Source organism: Helicobacter pylori (assembly GCF_003636935.1).
Lineage (GTDB): Bacteria > Campylobacterota > Campylobacteria > Campylobacterales > Helicobacteraceae > Helicobacter > Helicobacter pylori_CH.
Genome location: NZ_MVVH01000018.1, coordinates 1 through 19,122, shown reverse-complemented (window position 1 = coordinate 19,122; position 19,122 = coordinate 1). Strand labels below are relative to the sequence as shown.

The following is a 19,122-nucleotide window of genomic DNA, read 5'->3' as shown; positions in this document are numbered from 1 at the left end:
AACGATCAAAGCGTATATAGAAAATCAAGGTTAGTTTCACTTAAGGTTTTTATATAGTTCCTAGCGGAACTAAAGCATTCATCCCAAACACTAAAGATATTTGGGATTTCTGCTTGGGGGGTTTAAACTTTCTTGTGGTAGGATTATTCCCATTAAGGTTTGAGACGCTATTGTCGTTTCTGTAATGATTAGAGAGTGTCAGCTTGGTCTCTATTTTCCTTAATATTTTCTCATTTTTCAAACTCTCATGCGATGGATTTTAAAGGCATGGCTTCCTTGCTAACTCTTGCATGATCAAGCGGCTATTATTACCTCTAGCCTTGTAATTTTTCTGCTCTCTAATATTTGGCTGTCTGTTATTTTATTCAGCCCTACATCGTTTTAACAAACAAATGCAAGCTATTTCAATTCCAAAGCTAAAAATTTTCCCGTATAGCTTTGGGTTTTTTCGCAATTTTGTGCCACTTCTAAAGGCGTGCCGCTCGCAATGACCCTCCCGCCCTTATCCCCCCCATCAGGCCCCATGTCTATAATGTAATCAGCGTTTTTGATAATGTCTAAATTATGCTCAATCACTAGCATGGAATTGCCTAACGCCACTAAAGAATGCAAAACCTGTAAAAGGTGATTCACGTCTTCAAAATGCAAACCGGTGGTAGGCTCATCTAAAATATAAAGGGTTTTGCCTGTGTCTTTTTTACTCAATTCTTTAGCTAATTTGATCCTTTGAGCCTCCCCTCCGCTTAAAGTCGTAGCGTTTTGCCCTAAAGTGATATAGCCTAAGCCCACATCTATAAGCGTTTTTAACTTCACGGCGATTTTAGGGAATTTAGCAAAAAATTCATAAGCTTCTTCTACGCTCATGTTCAACACATCGGCAATGGATTTGCCTTTCACCTTGATTTCTAAAGTTTGGGGGTTGTATTTAGCGCCCTTACAGCTATCGCATTGGACTAACACATCAGGCAAAAAGTGCATTTCTATTTTAATGTCCCCATCGCCTTGGCATTTCTCGCACCGCCCCCCTTTAACATTAAAGCTAAAACGGCTCGCGCTATAGCCTAAAATTTTAGCTTCTTTTTGCTCGGCAAATAAAATCCTGATTTCATCCATCACTCCCGTGTAAGTGGCAGGGTTGCTTCGTGGGGTTTTGCCTATGGGGGCTTGATCTAAATAAATCACTTTATCCAAATGCTCCAACCCTACAATCTCCACCCCATTCAAGCTTTGAGTTTTTTTGGCGTGGTTTAAAAGGGTTTGAGCGGTGGGTAAAAGGGTTTGTAAAATCAGCGAGCTTTTACCGCTCCCGCTCACCCCAGTAATACACACCAATTGTTTTAAAGGGATTTGAACGCTCAAATTCTTAATGTTATTGATATTGACGTTTTTAATTTCTAAAAAATGCTTTTCTTTAGGGAGTTCAAATTTAGGGCGCTCAATCTTTTTAGTGCCGTTGAGATACAAGGCGGTAGAATGGTTATTTTGCAATAACTCTTTCACGCTCCCGCTAAAAACCACTTCACCCCCATGCCTTCCAGCCTTTGGCCCAATATCCACAACAAAATCCGCATGCTTAATCGTCTCTTTATCATGCTCTACGACAATGAGCGTGTTCCCCTTTTTTTGTAAATTCCTAAGGGTGTTAATAAGTTTGAGCGTATCCTTTTCATGCAAGCCAATGCTAGGCTCGTCTAAAACATACAAAACCCCTGTCAAGCCACTCCCGATTTGACTAGCGATTCGTATCCTTTGGCTCTCCCCTCCACTAATCGTTCGCGCATCCCTCCCTAAAGTCAAATACCCTAGCCCCACATCGTATAAAAAAAACACCCTTTCTAAAATCTCTTTTAAAATGGGTTCAGCGATCTTTTTTTCTTGCTCGTTAAGATAGCTAAAATGCGTGGGATCATTAAAAAAGTGATAGACTTCTTCAATGGGCTTAGTTAAAAAATCCGCCATTTTCAAGCCAGCGACTTGGACGCTCAAACTTGAAGCTTTCAAACGATGCCCCTTGCATGAAGAACAGGTTTTTTCGCTCATGTAATCGCTCAAATCCTTTTGCTCTTTAAACATGTCATAAGCGATTTGGATAATGCCTTTCCAAGGGCGTTTCAAGGGGCTATTTTTAAAATGAAAGCTGATTTCAGTGCCATTCCCATACAAAAGAGCGTCTTGCTGCTCTTTGTTCAATTCATTAAAACAAAGCGCGCTGTCAATGCCATTATATTCGCAAAAGCCTTCAAACATTTGAGCGTAATAACTGCGGTTATACCCAAAAATCACCTTAATCGCTCCCTGATTTAAAGGCGTGTTAGGATCTAAAATCTTACTAATATCTAAGCTAAATTTTGTCCCCAAACCCAAACAGCTCTCGCACGCCCCTTTAGGCGAATTAAAAGAAAAACTCAAAGGCTCTAATTCTCCAAAACTCATCTTGCATTTAAAGCATGCCTTATGTTCGCTGTAATGCTTTCTTATGTTTGGCGCGTTGTCTTGCAAGATTTCCACTTCTAATTCCCCATAGCTTTCTTTAAGGGCTTTTTCTACCGCGCTAGCGATCCGTGAAGCGTTTTCGCTATTAATGACTACCCTATCCACCACCGCTTCAATGGTGTGTTTTTTGGTTTTGTGCAAATGGATTTCTTCATCTAAACGCACCATCACCCCATCAACAAAAGCCCTCACATACCCCTTCAAACGCAAGCTCTCTAATTTATCGTTAAACGAACCTTTTTTATCTTTAATAATGGGGGCGAGAATAATGATTTTAGAATTTTCTTCTAAATGACAGATTTGAGAAATAATATCGCTCGCGCTCATAGAACTAATAGGCTCTGAACATGTGGGGCAAAATTGCTCCCCAACCCTTGCAAACAACAACCTTAAATAATCATAAATCTCAGTGATCGTCCCCACAGTGGATCTAGGGTTTTTAGAAGTGGTTTTTTGATCAATAGCAATCGCTGGGGTTAGGCCTTCAATTTTATCCACATTAGGCTTACCCACTTTGTCTAAAAATTGCCTCGCATAGCTAGACAAACTCTCTAAATAACGCCTTTGCCCTTCAGCGTATAAAGTGTCAAACGCTAGAGTGGATTTACCCGAACCGCTTAATCCGGTAAAAACAATAAATTGGTTTTTAGGGATTTCTAAAAAAATATTTTTGAGATTATTTTCCCTAGCCCCTTGAATAATGATCTTATCCATAATGGTTTTATGTTGCAAGAGTTTCCTTAAAATAAGAAAATGGATTAAAAGGAGCTATTATACTTCAAAAAAGAATGGTTTTATTATCATTTCTTATTCATAAGAGTTAAAAATATTTGCTTGATTAAGGATAAACATGCTATTATTTTATGAGACAATTTTAAAGATAGGAATGTAAAGGAATGGAATTTATGAAAAAGTTTGTAGCTTTAGGGCTTCTATCCGCAGTTTTAAGCTCTTCGTTGTTAGCCGAAGGTGATGGTGTTTATATAGGGACTAATTATCAGCTTGGACAGGCTCGTTTGAATAGTAATATTTATAATACAGGGGATTGCACAGGGAGTGTTGTAGGTTGCCCCCCAGGTCTTACTGCTAATAAGCATAATCCAGGAGGCACCAATATCAACTGGCATGCTAAATACGCTAATGGGGCTTTGAATGGTCTTGGGTTGAATGTGGGTTATAAAAAGTTCTTCCAGTTCAAGTCTTTTGATATGACAAGCAAGTGGTTTGGTTTTAGAGTGTATGGGCTTTTTGATTATGGGCATGCCACTTTAGGCAAGCAAGTTTATGCACCTAATAAAATCCAATTGGATATGGTCTCTTGGGGTGTGGGGAGCGATTTGTTAGCTGATATTATTGATAACGATAACGCTTCATTTGGTATTTTTGGTGGGGTCGCTATCGGCGGTAATACATGGAAAAGCTCCGCAGCGAACTATTGGAAAGAGCAAATCATTGAAGCTAAAGGTCCTGATGTTTGTACCCCCACTTATTGTAACCCTAACGCTCCTTATAGCACCAAAACTTCAACCGTCGCTTTTCAAGTATGGTTGAATTTTGGCGTGAGAGCCAATATCTACAAGCATAATGGCGTGGAGTTTGGCGTGAGAGTGCCGCTACTCATCAACAAGTTTTTGAGCGCGGGTCCTAACGCTACCAATCTTTATTACCATTTGAAACGGGATTATTCGCTTTATTTAGGGTATAACTACACTTTTTAAACTCTTTAAAAGGGTATCTTTAAGCCCTTTTTAGTTTTTAGTCTTTATAAAAAGGATTTTGGTTTGGACTTTCGCATCTTAAAAAGCTGAAATTGATTATAAAGAAACTTTTGGGCGTAACCAATAAAACCAATACCATTGGTAGGAATTTGAAAAATTCATCTAGGGGTTTTAAGGGGGTTGTTTGCAAGAAATAGAAAATTTGCACCAAAGCGTTTTGTTGCAAGAAGTTTTGCAAGCGTTCGCTCCTTTAGAAGAAGGGGTTTTGATAGATTGCACTTTAGGGTTAGGGGGGCATTCTAAAGCTCTTCTATCCCAAAAAACGCACCTAAAACTCATTGGCATTGATAAAGACAAGCACGCTCAAGAAATCGCTAAAGAACGATTGAAAGAATTTGAAGGGCGCTATCATATTTTAAGCGGAGGGTTTGCCAAACGCTTTAAAGAAGCCCTAAAAATGCATGGCGAGCGAATCAAGGGGGTTTTAGTGGATTTAGGGGTGAGCTCCTTGCAGCTTGATGACGATAACAGAGGGTTTAATTTCCACTCGCACGCTTTGGATATGCGCATGGATTTAGAGAGCGGTTTAAACGCTCAAAAAGTCATCAACTCCTATTCTGTAGTGGCTTTAGAAAAAATCTTTAGAGACTATGGCGAAATCAAAGAATACAAAAAAATCGCCCACCACATCGTAGAAAGGCGCGCTAAAAAACCCTTTAAAGACGCTAAAGATTTGAGCGATTTTTTAAGCTCCCTTTCTAAAAATAAAAAAATCCATCCAGCGACTTTGGTGTTTCAAGCCGTTCGCATAGAAGTCAATAGAGAATTAGAAGAGTTAAAAGAGTTTTTACAAGACGCCAGAAACCTTAAGGGAGCGATTTTGTGCGTGATTTCTTTTCATTCTTTAGAAGACGCGTTAGTGAAAAACGCTTTTAAAGATTACGCTAAAAATTGCATTTGCGATCCCTTAAGTTTCAAATGCACTTGCTCTAACAACCACGCTTTAGGCGAAATTTTAACCAAAAAGCCCACCACTCCAAGCCCAGAAGAAATTAAACACAACAGGCGTTCACGAAGCGCTAAAATGAGAGTGTTTCAATTCAAGCCATGAGTAAGCCATGAATATAAAAAACAATGCTTCAAATGAAAAAGAACGCTTTGTACGCATAGAAGAGGACGAAAAGAAAGAATTATTTGATGGGACTGCAAATGAAAATCCGCATGGCCTTTCTTTAATGGCTTTAATAGGGGTATTGGTTTTTGGGGGGGCGTTTTTAGCCTTATTAGCGCCTAAAATCTATTTGAGCAATAATATCTATTATATTAGCCGTAAAATCAACACCCTAGAAGATCAAAAACGCCTGCTTTTAGAAGAACAACAAATCCTAAAAAACGAATTAGAAAAAGAGCGTTTTAAATACTATATAGAGAATAGTGAAAACATTGGCGATATTGCGTTTTAAGTGAAAAACCCCCTATTCTCTTAAGAAAACCTAATTAATGCTTTGTTTCAATACGAAATGTAAAGCCCTTTTAAACCCTTGATTTTTAGAAAAAAACAGCATCCCCTTTAAATGGTATAATAAAGAAAGTCAAAGGCTCATAAAAGTTAATCAAGGAGCAACCATGAAAAAATATTCACTTCACTTTTATTGTTCAGTGTTACACACAGAGCAGCATCAAATAAGGAAATACAGATGAGAAAAACGATTTCAGCGTTGTTTTTATCAGCGTGCATAGGGTTATCGTCTGTTTATGCGAGTAACGCTTTGATTTTACAAACGGATTTTAGCCTAAAAGATGGGGCGGTCTCAGCGATGAAAGGCGTCGCTTTCAGCGTTGATTCTAATCTTAAAATCTTTGATTTAACGCACGAAATCCCCCCATATAACATCTGGGAAGGCGCTTACCGCTTGTATCAGACCGCTAGTTATTGGCCAAAAGGTTCGGTATTTGTGAGCGTGATTGATCCGGGCGTAGGCACTAAGCGTAAATCGGTGGTGCTGAAAACTAAAAACGGCCAGTATTTTGTTTCACCGGATAACGGCACGCTGACTTTGGTGGCGCAAACTTTGGGGATTGATAGCGTGCGTGAAATTGATGAAAAAGCTAACCGCTTGAAAGGTTCTGAAAAATCCTACACTTTCCATGGTCGTGATGTGTATGCCTATACTGGGGCGCGCTTGGCTTCTGGAGCGATCACATTCGAGCAGGTTGGGCCAGAGCTTCCCCCAAAAGTTGTTGAACTCCCTTATCAAAAAGCGAAAGCCACAAAAGGGGAAGTGAAAGGCAATATCCCAATTTTGGATATTCAATATGGCAATGTTTGGAGCAATATCAGCGATAAACTGCTCAATCAAGCAAAAATCAAACTCAATGACACGCTGTGTGTAACGATTTCTAAAGGTTCTAAGAAAAAATACGAAGGGAAAATGCCGTATGTTGCGAGCTTTGGCGATGTGCCAGAAGGCCAGCCGTTGGTCTATCTTAACAGCTTGTTGAATGTTTCCGTGGCGCTGAATAGGGATAATTTTGCGCAAAAACACCAAATTGAATCTGGCGCTGATTGGAATATTGATATCAAGAAGTGCGCTAAATAAAGCGCTTTTTAGAAAATTAAGGGGCGTGAAACGCCCTAACCGCTAAAGATGTGCAAGTTTTTGCTAGGGGATTTTAAGGGTTTTGAGTGTCAAGTTTTTATTAAAATAACCTAATTAATGATAAATAATCCTTAAAATAAACGCTTGTTTTTGAAGATTTGTTTCTATTTGAAATATAAAGCTCTTTTAAACCCTTTTAAAACTTTAATTTTTGGAAAAAAATAAACAAACAACCCCCTTAAATTGTATAATAAAGACACTATAAGCTAACAAAGGATAACCATGAAAAAACTATTCATCCCACTTTTATTATTCAGCGCTTTAGAAGCGAACGAGAAAAATGGCTTTTTCATAGAAGCCGGGTTTGAAACTGGGCTATTAGAAGGCACGCAAACGCAAGAAAAGAGACACACCACCACAAAAAACACTTACGCGACTTATAATTATTTACCCACAGACACGATTTTAAAAAGAGCGGCTAATTTGTTCACAGACGCTAAATCCATATCACAATTAAATTTTTCATCTTTATCTCCTGTTAAAGTGTTGTATATTAGTGGTAAATTAACTATAGAAAATTTCTTGCCTTATAATTTAAGCAATATTAAACTGAGTTTTACAGACGCTCAAGGCAACATCATTGATCTAGGCGTGATAGAGACTATCCCCAAACACTCTAAGATTGTTTTACCCGGAGAGGCGTTTGATAGTCTAAAAGAGGCATTTAATAAAATTGACCCTTATACTTTTTTTATTCCAAAATTTGAAGCCACTAGCACTTCTGTTTCTGACGCTAACACGCAAAGGGTGTTTGAAACGCTCAATAAGATTAAGACAAATCTTATAATGAAATATAGTAATGAAAATCCAAGCAATTTCAACACTTGTCCTTACAACAATAATGGTAATACAAAAAATGATTGTTGGCAACCTTTCACCCCACAAACCGCAGAAGAATTCACTAATTTAATGTTGAACATGATCGCTGTCTTAGACTCCCAATCTTGGGGCGATGCGGTTTTAAACGCTCCTTTTGAATTCACTAACAGCCCAACAGATTGCGATAATGATCTTTCAAAATGCGTAAATCCCGGAACAAACGGGCTTGTTGACTCTAAAGTTGATCAACAATATGTGTTAAACAAGCAGGGTATTGTCAATAATTTTAGAAAAAAAATAGAAATTGATGCGGTTGTTTTAAAAAATTCAGGGGTTGTAGGGTTAGCCAATGGATATGGTAATGATGGTGAATATGGCACATTGGGGGTAGAAGCTTATGCATTAGAACCCCAAAAACTCTTTAGCAACAACCTTAAGACTATCAATTTAGAGGATTTAAGAACCATCTTGCATGAATTCAGCCACACTAAAGGTTATGGGCATAATGGGAACATGACTTATCAAAGAGTGCCAACCGGTCAAAATGAAAATGGCAAGCCAAAAGATTCTGATGGCCTCCCCTATAATGTGTGTTCTCGCTTCAATGGTCCAGGTCAGAGCGCTTTCCCTAGCAACTACCCTAATTCCATCTATCACAATTGCGCGGATGTTCCGGCTGGCTTTTTAGGGGTAACAGCAGCGGTCTGGCAGCAGCTCATCAATCAAAACGCCTTGCCGATCAACTACGCTAACTTAGGGAGTCAAACAAACTACAATCTAAACGCTAGTTTGAACACGCAAGATTTAGCCAATTCCATGCTCAGCACCATTCAAAAAACCTTTGTCACTTCTAGCGTTACCAACCACTATTCTTCAAGCGCTTCGCAAAGTTTTAGAAGCCCTATTTTAGGGGTTAACGCTAAAATAGGCTATCAAAACTACTTTAATGATTTCATAGGATTAGCTTATTATGGCATCATCAAATACAATTACGCTAAAGCTATTAACCAAAAAGTCCAACAATTGAGCTATGGTGGGGGGATAGATTTGTTGGTGGATTTCATCACCACTTACTCCAATAAAAATAGCCCTATAGATATTCAAACGAGAAGAAATTTTTCTTCATCTTTTGGTATCTTTGGTGGGTTAAGGGGCTTGTATAACAGCTATTATGTGTTAAACAAAGTTAAAGGGAGCGGTAATTTGGATGTGGCTACTGGGTTGAACTACCGCTATAAGCATTCTAAATATTCTGTAGGGATTAGCATTCCTTTGATCCAAAGAAAAGCTAGCGTCATTTCTAGCGGTAGCGATTACACAAACTCTTTTGTTTTCAATGAAGGGGCTAGCCACTTTAAGGTGTTTTTTAATTACGGGTGGGTGTTTTAAGTATAAAATCCATTAAGCGCGAAATCCATGACAGAAATAATATTTTTTTAAATAAAAGCCTTATTTTTGTCTCTTTTTCGTATAATAAGATTTAAGTTAGTATTGATAGTGGTACGCTAAGATTTTTCAAACTTGTGCGATCAAATCAATATTTCTTAATAAGCTCATAGCTTTAATATTCAAAATAGTATAAAAAGGAAAGTTATGTATGCGGCTCATCCTATTAAACCCCTAAAAGCCCCTAAACTCAAAACTCAATTTTTAAGGCGTGTGTTTGTGGGCGCGTCTATTAGGCGTTGGAATGACCAAGCATGCCCTTTGGAATTTGTGGAATTAGACAAGCAAGCCCATAAAGCGATGATTGCGTATTTGCTCGCTAAAGACTTAAAAGACAGGGGTCATGACTTAGATTTAGATCTTTTAATCAAGTTCTTTTGCTTTGAATTTTTGGAGCGCTTGGTTTTAACCGATATTAAACCCCCTATTTTTTACGCCCTCCAACAAACGCACAGCCAAGAATTGGCCTCCTATGTCGCACAAAGTTTGCAAGATGAAATCAGCGCGTATTTTTCTTTAGAGGAATTAAAAGAGTATTTAAGCCATAGGCCCCAAATTTTAGAAACTCAAATTTTAGAGAGCGCGCATTTTTATGCGTCCAAGTGGGAGTTTGATATTATTTATCATTTTAACCCCAACATGTATGGCGTGAAAGAAATTAAAGATAAAATTGACAAGCAACTCCACAATAACGAGCATTTGTTTGAAGGGCTTTTTGGGGAAAAAGAAGATTTGAAAAAATTGGTGAGCATGTTTGGGCAGTTGCGTTTCCAAAAACGCTGGAGCCAGACCCCAAGAGTGCCGCAAACTAGCGTTTTAGGGCATACCTTATGCGTGGCACTTATGGGGTATTTGTTGAGCTTTGATTTAAAAGCTTGTAAAAGCATGCGAATCAATCATTTTTTGGGCGGACTTTTCCATGATTTACCCGAGATTTTAACCCGAGACATTATCACGCCCATCAAACAAAGCGTTGCAGGGCTTGATCACTGCATTAAAGAAATTGAAAAAAAGGAAATGCAAAACAAGGTCTATTCCTTTGTCTCTTTGGGTGTTCAAGAAGATTTGAAATATTTCACCGAAAACGAGTTCAAAAACCGCTACAAAGACAAGTCGCACAAAATCATTTTCACTAAAGACGCTGAAGAGTTATTCACTTTTTTTAACCACGATACCTATCAAGGGGTTTGTGGGGAGCTTTTAAAGGTGTGCGATCATTTGAGTGCATTTTTAGAAGCCAAAATCTCTCTTTCTCATGGCATTTCCAGTAGCGATTTAATCAAAGGGGCAGAAAATCTTTTAAAATTGCGATCCCAAACAGAATTACTTGATTTAGATTTAGGGAAATTGTTTAGGAATTTTAAATAATTTTTTAAGTAATTTAGGTTTTATTCTAATGGATTTTTAATTATAAATCTAAAAATGAGTTTTAAATAAAACAAAGTTTTGAGACTATAAAAATTTAGTTATCAGTATTTGATTACAATGCGTGAAAAAGAATCCAATAAAGAACTACTAGAACTTAACGATTACGCTCTATGGATTTAACGATTCGCACAGCACACCATAGCACCGCTATGGAAAACAATCCTTTGAGCTTTGTTGGAACCATAAGTATTTTACCACCGAATACATTCCTAGAGAAATGCCCCAAAAAGAGCCTTTTTTGAAGTGAAAAACTATCAAAACATGCTCCCCTTTTGATTAGAAAACCTGAATAAAGGACAAAATATTGATAGCTTTTTATAAGAGAGTTGCATGGGATTTTAATGCATTTTTTTACTCCCTAACAAGGAGGCTTTTAAAACGACTGACATCATTTTAGGAGCTAGTTTTGAAACGACTCCCCATTTTCAAGCGCCTATATCTATGAAAGAATGGTGCGATAATCTCAATTATAAGATGCATGCCTTACAAGATAAAGAAGAGAAATTAAAAGCTATTTTAGAACAACACATTTTGTTTGAAAAAATCCACCCTTTTAGCGATGGCAACGGACGCACAGGGAGAGCCTTGATGTTTTACCAAACGATACAATACGATTTAACGCCCTTTGCGATTGAAGTAACTGCTAGAAGCGAATACATGAATGCTATGAGAGAACAAGACGCTAACGCTTTAGTCGACATTATTAAGGATTGTCAAAAAATAGAGTTAGAAAAAATAAAACGGTATACTGCTATCTTTAAAGAAAGACAAATAATTAAACCCTAAATCATGTTTTTAGATTTCAAGCGCGCATCAAATAGAGCTTTTTCCTTTCGCTTGAAGAAGCGATGTTGAGCAGTTGGCGGTATTTGGTGATCGTTCTTCTTACCATTTTCAAATGGAATTTTTCTTCAATGAGTTCTAAAATCTTAGCGTCGCTCAAAGGCTCTTTTTTGTCTTCGTTTTTAATCAATTCTAAAAGATAGTCTTTGATCACAGCGTTTGAAGTCTCGCTGTTGTCTAAGGCGGTGCTAAAGAAATGTTTAATAGGGAAAACCCCCCTTTCGCATGCCAAATATTTATTAGAAATGGCCCTTGAAATCGTGCTTACAGAGTGGTTAAACTCATTGGCTAAATCCAGTAATTTTAAAGGGCGTAATTCCTTACCCTTAAAAAAATCGTATTGATACTCTAAAAGCATGAGACCGATTTTATAAATCGTGGCTTTTCTTAAATTTAACGCGTCAATCAAATCTTTAGCCTCTTTTGACTTTTCTTTTAAATAACCGCTATTCTCAAAGCGATTTTCTTCCAAACTGATTGTTGGGTAGCTCTCATCATTCAAACGCACGATGATTTCATTATCCACTTCTAAAATAAAAAGTTCAGGAATGACTTCTATTTCTTTTTCTAAAAACTCAATGGCTGGGGGATTTTTAAAGGATTTTAAAATCTTTAAAGCCTTTTCATAATAAAAATCTTTAGAAAATTCATGGTGTTTTTCTAAATTCAAAATGATTTTTCGCGTTTCTTCATAAAGCTCGTTATCGTCTAATTCCCTACCCTCTAACTGGAATAAAAAGCCCTCTTTCACATCTTTAGCGCCAATGCCAGCGGGATTAAGGTAGCTAAAACGCTCGCGCACTTTCTCATACACTTCGCTCTCCACCCCTAAAATTTTAGCCCTTTCTTCAATATTTTCTTCAAAATACCCCTCATTATTCAACCCGCTGATAATATCCATAGCGATTTTTTGAGAAATTTCAGTAGGAAAGAGAGGTGGAATGATTTGAGCTTCTAGGGTTTCAAAAAGGCTTTTAGATGCGATTGCGAAATTTTCTAAATGATCACTGCTCTTTTTAGCGCTAAAACGATCGCTAAAATTTTTGATGCGTTTGTTTTCAATTTTGATTAAGGGGTTATCCAGGGCGTTTTGTTTCAACACTTCTTCTAAATCTTCAAGCTCGCTTTGTAAAATGGGGAGCCACCCTTTTAAAGTGGCGTTTAATTTGTTTTTAGGGCTAAGGTTTGCGCGTAAGATCGCCATGTCTATACCTTAAAATTTTCCCCTAAATAATACTTGCGCACCAAAGCGTTTTCATAAATTTCATTAGCGTTCCCACTCGCTAGAAGCGTGCCGCTTTTAATCACATACGCCCTGTGGCACACGCTCAAAGTCTCTCGCACATTGTGATCAGTGATCAACACACCAATATTTAATTCTATCAAGCTTTCAATAATTTTTTGAATATCAATCACCGCAATCGGATCCACGCCCGCAAAAGGCTCATCTAATAGCACGAATTTAGGGTTTTTCATTAAAGCCCTAGCGATTTCTACGCGCCTTCTTTCCCCCCCACTCAAGCTCATGCCCTTGCGCTCTCTTATGGCTTGGATATTGAAAGCGTCCAACAAGCTTTCCATTTTCTCTTCGCTCTCTTTAGAGTTTTTAAAAGTAGTCTCCCCTGCTAGGGCTAGATTCTCTTCCACGCTCAATTCTTTAAAAATGCTGGATTCTTGGGGCAAGTAGCCTATGCCTAAGTTAGAGCGCTTGTGTAAAGGGTATTTAGCTAAATTGACATCGCTTAAATAAACGCTCCCCCCACTAGGCTCTAAAAGCCCGCATATCATATAAAAGGTGGTGGTTTTACCCGCCCCATTAGGCCCTAAAAGCCCCACCACTTCGCCGCTTTTCACTTCTAAAGAAACGTCTGAAACGATTTTGGTTTTTTTAATCTGTTTGTTTAAATGCTCTGCTTTTAAAATATCCATTCAAGCGGCCCTTTAAGCGATCTTTATTGTATAAAAACGGCTAGTTAATTCGGTTTTAATTTCCACAACCTTAATAGCTAAATCGTATTTTTTTAAAATTTTTTCTAATTTTTCATCGCCCCATTCCACAAAATGGATCCCTTTTTCCAACAAGCATTCCAACATGCCAAGCTCCAAACAAGCCTCTAAATCGCGCATGTAAAAATCATAGTGGAACACGCTCTCGCTATAAGCATGCATCACGCTAAAGGTGGGCGAAGTCGCTTGAATGTCTAACCCCAAGTGTTTCAAGCACGCTTGAACTAAAGTCGTTTTACCGCTCCCCACAACGCCTTTTAAAAGCACCACCCCTTTAAAATCATCTTTTAAAATTGCAGCCGCCACTTTGTCTAACTCGTCTAAATGCGCTCTCATAACAATTCCACGCTTTTGATTTCAAACTCGCTCTTAATCTCTTCAATAAGATCAGAATGATTAGCCAAAAATTCTTGCAAGGCTGTAGGGGATTCTTTTGGTTGGGTCTCTTTAGTCTCTTTAGTGTCGTTTTCTTTAGTGTCGTTTTCTTGAACCTCTTGTTCTTTAATTTTAGTTTCTTTTCCAACCGCTTCTTTAGTCTTATTCTCTTTCATTTCAGCCGTCGTTTCGGTGGTTGGTTTGGGTGAGATTTTTTCCCTTAAAGAAGAAATTTTAAATTCTTTTACCTCTTCTAATGGAGCGCTTTTATTTTCAAAATGATTGTTTAAAGCGATTTTAATACTTTCGCCCTTGCCAAAAACCCCATCAACGATACTTTTCACGATTTTAAATCGTTCTCTTAAAAGCTCTTTATCCTTATTGGTGGCTAAAGACTCCCAAGTCAAGGTTTTAGTCTGGCTGTCAAAATCAATGAAACGGATATTTTTTTCAAACACCGCCCCTAATTCGTAGTTGCGCTCATAAACCAATGTTTGAACTTGCTTGAAAAGGTTGTGAAAAATGCGATCTTTAGCTGAAAACATGGGAGTTTGTGGGGTTTCTGCACTCTCTCTTTTTTCTAGCTTTTCTATTCTTTCTGCGCTTTTAAATTCTTGTTTAGGAGCGTTAGTGTTTTGGTTTAAAGGCTGAAAAACGCTTTCTTTACTTTGCTCTAATTCCAAAATCGCATCGTCTAGGGCTTTGAGCTTCAAAGCTTCTTTGAATTTCATTTTCAATAACAACAGCACAAAACTAGCGTTTGCCCCTTCTTTCAAAAGACTGAGACTGCTCATAATGATTTTAAAAAAGCGCTCTATTAGAAGAATGGAATACGAATCAGGGCTTAATAATTTCGCTTTCAAAAAAAGCATCATTTCTTCTAAAACGCTCTCGGTTTCATAATTTTCTAAAATGGCATAACGCTCTTTTAATCGCGCTTCATCTTGGTTGATTAAACTTTGAAAAAAATCTTCTAAAACGCTCCTGTCAATCGCTCCTAACATTTCAGCCACTTTGCTTTCTGTGATAGCGTTATCGCAATAATTGATGGCTTGCTCTAAAAGAGTGATCGTGTCTCTCAAGCTCCCTTGCCCGCTGTGAGCGAGTTTTTCTAACGCGCTTGCTTCATAGCTTACTTGTTCTTTTTCTAAAATAGTTTTTAAATGAGAAATAACGGAATTTTCAGGGATTTTTTTAAACCTGAAATGCTGGGTGCGGCTGAGTATGGTAGCGGGCAATTTCAAGGCGTCCGTTGTCGCTAAAAGGAATTTCACATGGCTAGGAGGCTCTTCTAAAGTCTTTAAAAGCGCGTTAAACGCTTCAGTGGTGAACATATGCACTTCATCAATGATAAAGATTTTATAGCGCCCAAAGCTTGGTTTGTAGCGCGTTTGCTCTATGAGGTTACGGACATCATCAATCCCCCTATTAGACGCTCCATCCATTTCTATAATATCTATATGGTGGTTGTTTAAAGCGCTCTGGCATTGGATGCAAGTATCGCAAGGCACAGCCTTTGGCCCTTCTTCACACATCAAAGCCCTAGCAAAAATCCTAGAAGAGCTGGTTTTACCTGAACCTCTTAATCCGCTAAATAGATAAGCGTTAGCCAAACGCTGGTTGTCTAGGGCTAAAGAAAGCGTTTTAGCCACGCTCTCTTGACCGACTAGCTCGCTAAAATGTTTGGGGCGGTATTTTAACGCTAAAACTTGCATATTGATTGTAATCCTTAAAACTCATTTAGAAGTATTGTAATGCAAAATGACTTAAAACTAGCCCCTTTTTAGGTTTTGCTCAATAGCGCTAAAAAATCTTTAAATAAATTAATACTAAGCGTCCCCATGATAGCGGTTACAAAGAGATTCACGCCCATAAAGATTTTTTGGTTGTTTAAAAGTTTAGAGCCATAACGCAACGATAAAGTGCATAACAATAAAAGCCAAGAAAAAGCCGCCGATAAAGTGCCGGCTAGAAAGACAAATTTTTGCACTAAATTAAAAGACAAAGCGCTCGCGCCAATGAGAAACACCATTTCCAAATACACTTGAGGGTTGAGTAAAGTAACGCCTAAAGTGAATAATAAGGTCTTTTTTAAGGATAGTTTTTTGGGGGTTTGGACTTGCTTTTTTTTAAAGGTTTGAAAAAGGGTTTTTAAAGCTAAAAAAGCATAAAATCCGGTAAAAATTGCCCCGAATAAATTCAAAAACAAACTCAAATAAAGATTTTTCGCAAAATAAGCCCCCACGCCAAACACGCCCATGCTCATTAACACAATATCGCACATAAAACACAGAGCACAAATCAAAAACACATAATTCCTAGCCATCCCCCTTTCCACAATAAACAAAGATTGCGCCCCCACCGCCGCGCACAAAGAAATCGCTAAACCAAAACCTTCTATAAAAACCACAAACATCTTGCTTAATCCTTTCACTCAAAATAAGCCAAAAACTACCAACACCATACAAACCAATCATTCAAAAGGGTATTTTAAAATTTTAGGGTTTAAAACGACCTTTATAAATAAAAGTTAAATGATGATTGCACAAAATTTAAAAACCTCATTTTTACTACTCTTATCAGTGTTTGAGAATAAGTTTAAATTAACATGGTAAAATGCCAAAATTTGCTGTCGTCATGCGGCAAAAATTTAGAACAAGGAATTGGGAATGAGAAGGAGTTTGGCTTTTTGCCTATCGGCTTTGCTTGGATTACAGGTTTTAGGCGCTAGAGACTTTTCGCAACTCAAAGATAAGGAGCTTTTAGAATTAGCAGGAACTCTGCCTTCTAATGAAGCGATTGATTATCGCATGGAAGTGTCCAAACGCCTTAAAGCTTTAAACGCTGAAGAGGCTAAGAAATTCCGCGCGAATTTTAGCCGGATCGCTAAAAAGAATCTTTCCAAAATGAGTGAAGAGGATTTCAAAAAAATGCGCGAAGAAGTGCGTAAGGAATTAGAAGAAAAAACCAAAGGTTTGAGCGATGCAGAAATTAAGGCAAAAGGACTTAATGTGAGCGTTTGCAGCGGCGATACGAGAAAAGTTTGGTGTAGGGCTGTTAAGAAAAAAGACGAACATTGCTCTCCTAAGTGAGATAAAATTTAATTTAAAAGGATAAATATGAAAAAAGCGTTGAAAATACTTTCTGTTAGTGCGTTGTTATTTGTGGCTTTGAACGCCAAAGACTTCAGCAAAACGAGCGATGAAGATCTGGCTAAAATGTCTGGCATTGTCGCTCCGCAGGATATTGTGGATTACACAAAAGAGTTGAAAATGCGCATGAAAAAAATGCCTGAAGACAAGAGAAAAGCGTTCCATAAACAATTGCATGAATACGCGACTAAAAACACAGACAACATGACCGTGGCGGATTTTGAAGCCCGCCAAAAAGCCGTTAAAGAAGCGCTTAAAAAAGGCAACATGGAAGACATGGATGATGATTTTGGGTTGAGATCATGCAAGCATGGGAAAATGCACAAACACCACAAACACGGTGGTCATGATAAACATGGCAAAGGGCATGACAAAGAAGAAGGCAAAAAAGACCACGATCACAATGATCATGGCGAAAATGAGAAATAAAGCTTAAATTACACCCCTTTCTCTATCAAAGCTTCAAATTCTTTAAGCAGAAATCCTAGACGCTTTGAGCGTTTGGGATAGAAGCATGCTATTATGTATTGTATAAAATATTATTAGTAATTTTTATTGTTTTTTAATAAAGTTATGGTATAATTAAGATGGTTAAAAATCCTACAAGGAGTAACGAATGCCTTACGCTTACAACCAAAATAGTGAAATATCCATTTTAGTGCACATGTTTAACACCGCAGTCTTTAGTAACGATTCGGCTTTAGATATAATTTTTTTTGATTTAGGGGCAATGTAAAGGACGATGCCAGCTATCAATATGTGATAGAACAAGTCAGCTTAAGTTTTAAAGGCTTGCCAAACATGAATGGTAATCAGCCAAGCGTGGGATTTACGATTAAAGGCAACTTCTATGTCAACCAAGACTTGATTAAAATTCCAATCAAAAAGCAAAACCTAAAACCGCTTCAGCGTTTCAAATAAACCAAAAGAATATCTCAATACTCTTCAAACATTTCTTGGATTTTTGCCTTATCATTCGTTTTAGTTAGAGCGAGTTGTAAAAGCACTCTGGCTTTTTGGGGGTTTAAATTATCGCTTGTGATAAAGGCCTTGTCATCAATCTCTCCTGAAGTCACTTCACCGCTACCTACCCTGCTAGAACGAACAATTAAAACCCCCATTTCGCTCGCTTCTTGCATCGCTTTTAAAAACCCAGCGCTCACATTCCCATTACCCACCCCAGCTATCACAATACCTTTTGCATGCGAGTTTAGGCTCGCTTGGAATAAATCAGGGGTCATGCCGACATGCGTGTAAATAATATCCACTTTAGGTAAGGGGGGGTTGAGCTCTAAAAGGGAAAATTCGCTCTCTACGGTGTGCTTTCTCAAAGGCTGCATGTAATAGCGCACTTTACCATAATACACGCTCCCTATCGCACCGCTATTTAAGGCTTTAAAGGTGGAAGTGTGGGTGGTGTGCGTTTTAACCACCTCCCTAGCGCTAAAAATACTATCATCCATCACCACCAACACGCCCTTATTCGCGCTTTTTTCATCGATCGCCACGCTCAGCGCGTTATACAAATTCAAAGCGCCATCCGCGCTCAAAGAAGTAAAATTACGCATCGCTCCCACCAACACCACCGGTTTTGTGGAGCGTAAAACCAAATTTAAAAAATACGCGCTCTCTTCTAAAGTGTCCGTGCCATGCGTGATCACCACGCCCTTAATACGACTATCATTGAGCAATTTTTGAACGCGTTGAGCGAGTTTGAACCACACCTCTTCATTCATGTCTTGTGAACCAATGTTAGAAATTTGCTCCCCTAGAACGCGAGCGATCTTAATGAGATGATTGGGGATAGCCTTCAAAAGCTCTATGATACCCAACTCACCACTCTTATAACGGCCCAAACTCGCGCTCGCACCACTCCCGGCAATCGTCCCCCCTGTCGCTAGTAAAACGATAGTGGGTAAATTTTTAGCCATGACTTGCCCCTTCAAACAAAATAAAAGGATTTAAAGATTTTGTAGTATAGTGAATCGTTGTTAAAATAAATTTAAAAAGAGTTGGTTGTGGATACCTTTTTTCAAATTATCGTGTTACTTTCTTCGCTTTTTTTAGGGGCAAGGCTAGGGGGCTTGGGGGCTGTCTCTTATTCCCATCTGACGCTGCCTGTCCCTTATACCCTTGATGTCTTCTATGAGACCGTTCCATTCTAACCAATTGTAAAACATG

At 38.2% G+C, this 19,122-nt stretch carries 16 protein-coding genes and 1 pseudogene; 9 read left to right on the top strand and 8 right to left on the bottom strand.

The genetic code is table 11. The features are described from left to right. Window positions 1-49 precede the first annotated feature (49 nt). Together EAL87_RS08400 and uvrA are read right to left on the bottom strand one after the other, a co-directional pair. A complete protein-coding gene (locus EAL87_RS08400; protein WP_120914172.1) occupies window positions 50-241 on the bottom strand; it encodes a hypothetical protein in 192 nt (63 codons plus the stop codon). A gap of 158 nt (window positions 242-399) precedes the next feature. After that, window positions 400-3,225, bottom strand: coding sequence for an excinuclease ABC subunit UvrA (gene uvrA, locus EAL87_RS07625; RefSeq protein WP_205584688.1), 2,826 nt, complete (start codon window positions 3,223-3,225; stop codon window positions 400-402). Window positions 3,226-3,389: 164 nt separating this feature from the next. On the opposite strand from uvrA, the gene hopE reads away from it, so the two are divergent. From hopE to EAL87_RS07585, 7 genes and pseudogenes are all read left to right on the top strand, one after another. Further along, window positions 3,390-4,211 carry a Hop family outer membrane protein HopE gene (gene hopE, locus EAL87_RS07620; RefSeq protein ID WP_000395375.1) on the top strand — a complete coding sequence of 274 codons (822 nt, stop codon included), beginning with the start codon at window positions 3,390-3,392 and terminating at the stop codon, window positions 4,209-4,211. Between the two features lie 184 nt (window positions 4,212-4,395). Further along, entirely contained in the window at window positions 4,396-5,322 is a 927-nt protein-coding gene (gene rsmH / locus EAL87_RS07610; protein WP_120914170.1) for a 16S rRNA (cytosine(1402)-N(4))-methyltransferase RsmH, read from the top strand. A gap of 7 nt (window positions 5,323-5,329) precedes the next feature. Further along, window positions 5,330-5,674 (top strand): hypothetical protein, encoded by a 345-nt coding sequence (locus tag EAL87_RS07605; protein ID WP_120914168.1) that lies wholly within the window; start codon window positions 5,330-5,332, stop codon window positions 5,672-5,674. A 234-nt stretch (window positions 5,675-5,908) separates the two neighbouring features. Further along, window positions 5,909-6,811 carry an SAM hydrolase/SAM-dependent halogenase family protein gene (locus EAL87_RS07600; protein ID WP_120914166.1) on the top strand — a complete coding sequence of 301 codons (903 nt, stop codon included), beginning with the start codon at window positions 5,909-5,911 and terminating at the stop codon, window positions 6,809-6,811. A 282-nt stretch (window positions 6,812-7,093) separates the two neighbouring features. Further along, window positions 7,094-9,079, top strand: a complete 1,986-nt coding sequence (locus tag EAL87_RS07595; RefSeq protein WP_120914164.1) for a porin family protein — start codon at window positions 7,094-7,096, stop codon at window positions 9,077-9,079. A 204-nt stretch (window positions 9,080-9,283) separates the two neighbouring features. Then, window positions 9,284-10,504 (top strand): HD domain-containing protein, encoded by a 1,221-nt coding sequence (locus tag EAL87_RS07590; protein WP_120914162.1) that lies wholly within the window; start codon window positions 9,284-9,286, stop codon window positions 10,502-10,504. A gap of 117 nt (window positions 10,505-10,621) precedes the next feature. Further along, a pseudogene (locus EAL87_RS07585) lies at window positions 10,622-11,162 on the top strand (Fic family protein); the annotation flags it as partial. Between the two features lie 204 nt (window positions 11,163-11,366). Here EAL87_RS07585 and EAL87_RS07580 read toward each other — a convergent pair. From EAL87_RS07580 to EAL87_RS07560, 5 genes are all read right to left on the bottom strand, one after another. Then, window positions 11,367-12,611 (bottom strand): RNA polymerase factor sigma-54, encoded by a 1,245-nt coding sequence (locus EAL87_RS07580; protein WP_120914160.1) that lies wholly within the window; start codon window positions 12,609-12,611, stop codon window positions 11,367-11,369. Window positions 12,612-12,613: 2 nt separating this feature from the next. Then, window positions 12,614-13,336: an LPS export ABC transporter ATP-binding protein gene (gene lptB, locus EAL87_RS07575; RefSeq protein WP_120914158.1), complete on the bottom strand. Its 723-nt coding sequence runs from the start codon at window positions 13,334-13,336 to the stop codon at window positions 12,614-12,616. 12 nt (window positions 13,337-13,348) lie between these two features. Beyond that, window positions 13,349-13,750 carry a tRNA (adenosine(37)-N6)-threonylcarbamoyltransferase complex ATPase subunit type 1 TsaE gene (gene tsaE / locus EAL87_RS07570; RefSeq protein WP_050825286.1) on the bottom strand — a complete coding sequence of 134 codons (402 nt, stop codon included), beginning with the start codon at window positions 13,748-13,750 and terminating at the stop codon, window positions 13,349-13,351. Then, on the bottom strand, window positions 13,747-15,504 hold the full coding sequence (locus tag EAL87_RS07565) for a DNA polymerase III subunit gamma/tau (protein WP_120914156.1): 1,758 nt from the start codon (window positions 15,502-15,504) through the stop codon (window positions 13,747-13,749). Before EAL87_RS07565 ends, tsaE begins: the two co-directional genes overlap by 4 nt. A 68-nt stretch (window positions 15,505-15,572) precedes the next feature. Further along, window positions 15,573-16,205: a LysE family transporter gene (locus tag EAL87_RS07560; protein WP_079367971.1), complete on the bottom strand. Its 633-nt coding sequence runs from the start codon at window positions 16,203-16,205 to the stop codon at window positions 15,573-15,575. 253 nt (window positions 16,206-16,458) lie between these two features. On the opposite strand from EAL87_RS07560, the gene EAL87_RS07555 reads away from it, so the two are divergent. Both EAL87_RS07555 and EAL87_RS07550 read left to right on the top strand, forming a co-directional pair. Then, on the top strand, window positions 16,459-16,881 hold the full coding sequence (locus EAL87_RS07555) for a DUF1104 domain-containing protein (RefSeq protein WP_120914154.1): 423 nt from the start codon (window positions 16,459-16,461) through the stop codon (window positions 16,879-16,881). A gap of 27 nt (window positions 16,882-16,908) precedes the next feature. Beyond that, window positions 16,909-17,370 carry a sialic acid-binding protein gene (locus EAL87_RS07550; RefSeq protein WP_120914151.1) on the top strand — a complete coding sequence of 154 codons (462 nt, stop codon included), beginning with the start codon at window positions 16,909-16,911 and terminating at the stop codon, window positions 17,368-17,370. A 506-nt stretch (window positions 17,371-17,876) separates the two neighbouring features. Here the strand turns inward: EAL87_RS07550 and EAL87_RS07545 are convergent. Next, complete coding sequence (locus tag EAL87_RS07545; protein ID WP_276205134.1) at window positions 17,877-18,902, bottom strand: type II asparaginase; 1,026 nt, start codon at window positions 18,900-18,902, stop codon at window positions 17,877-17,879. Between the last annotated feature and the right edge of the window lie 220 nt (window positions 18,903-19,122).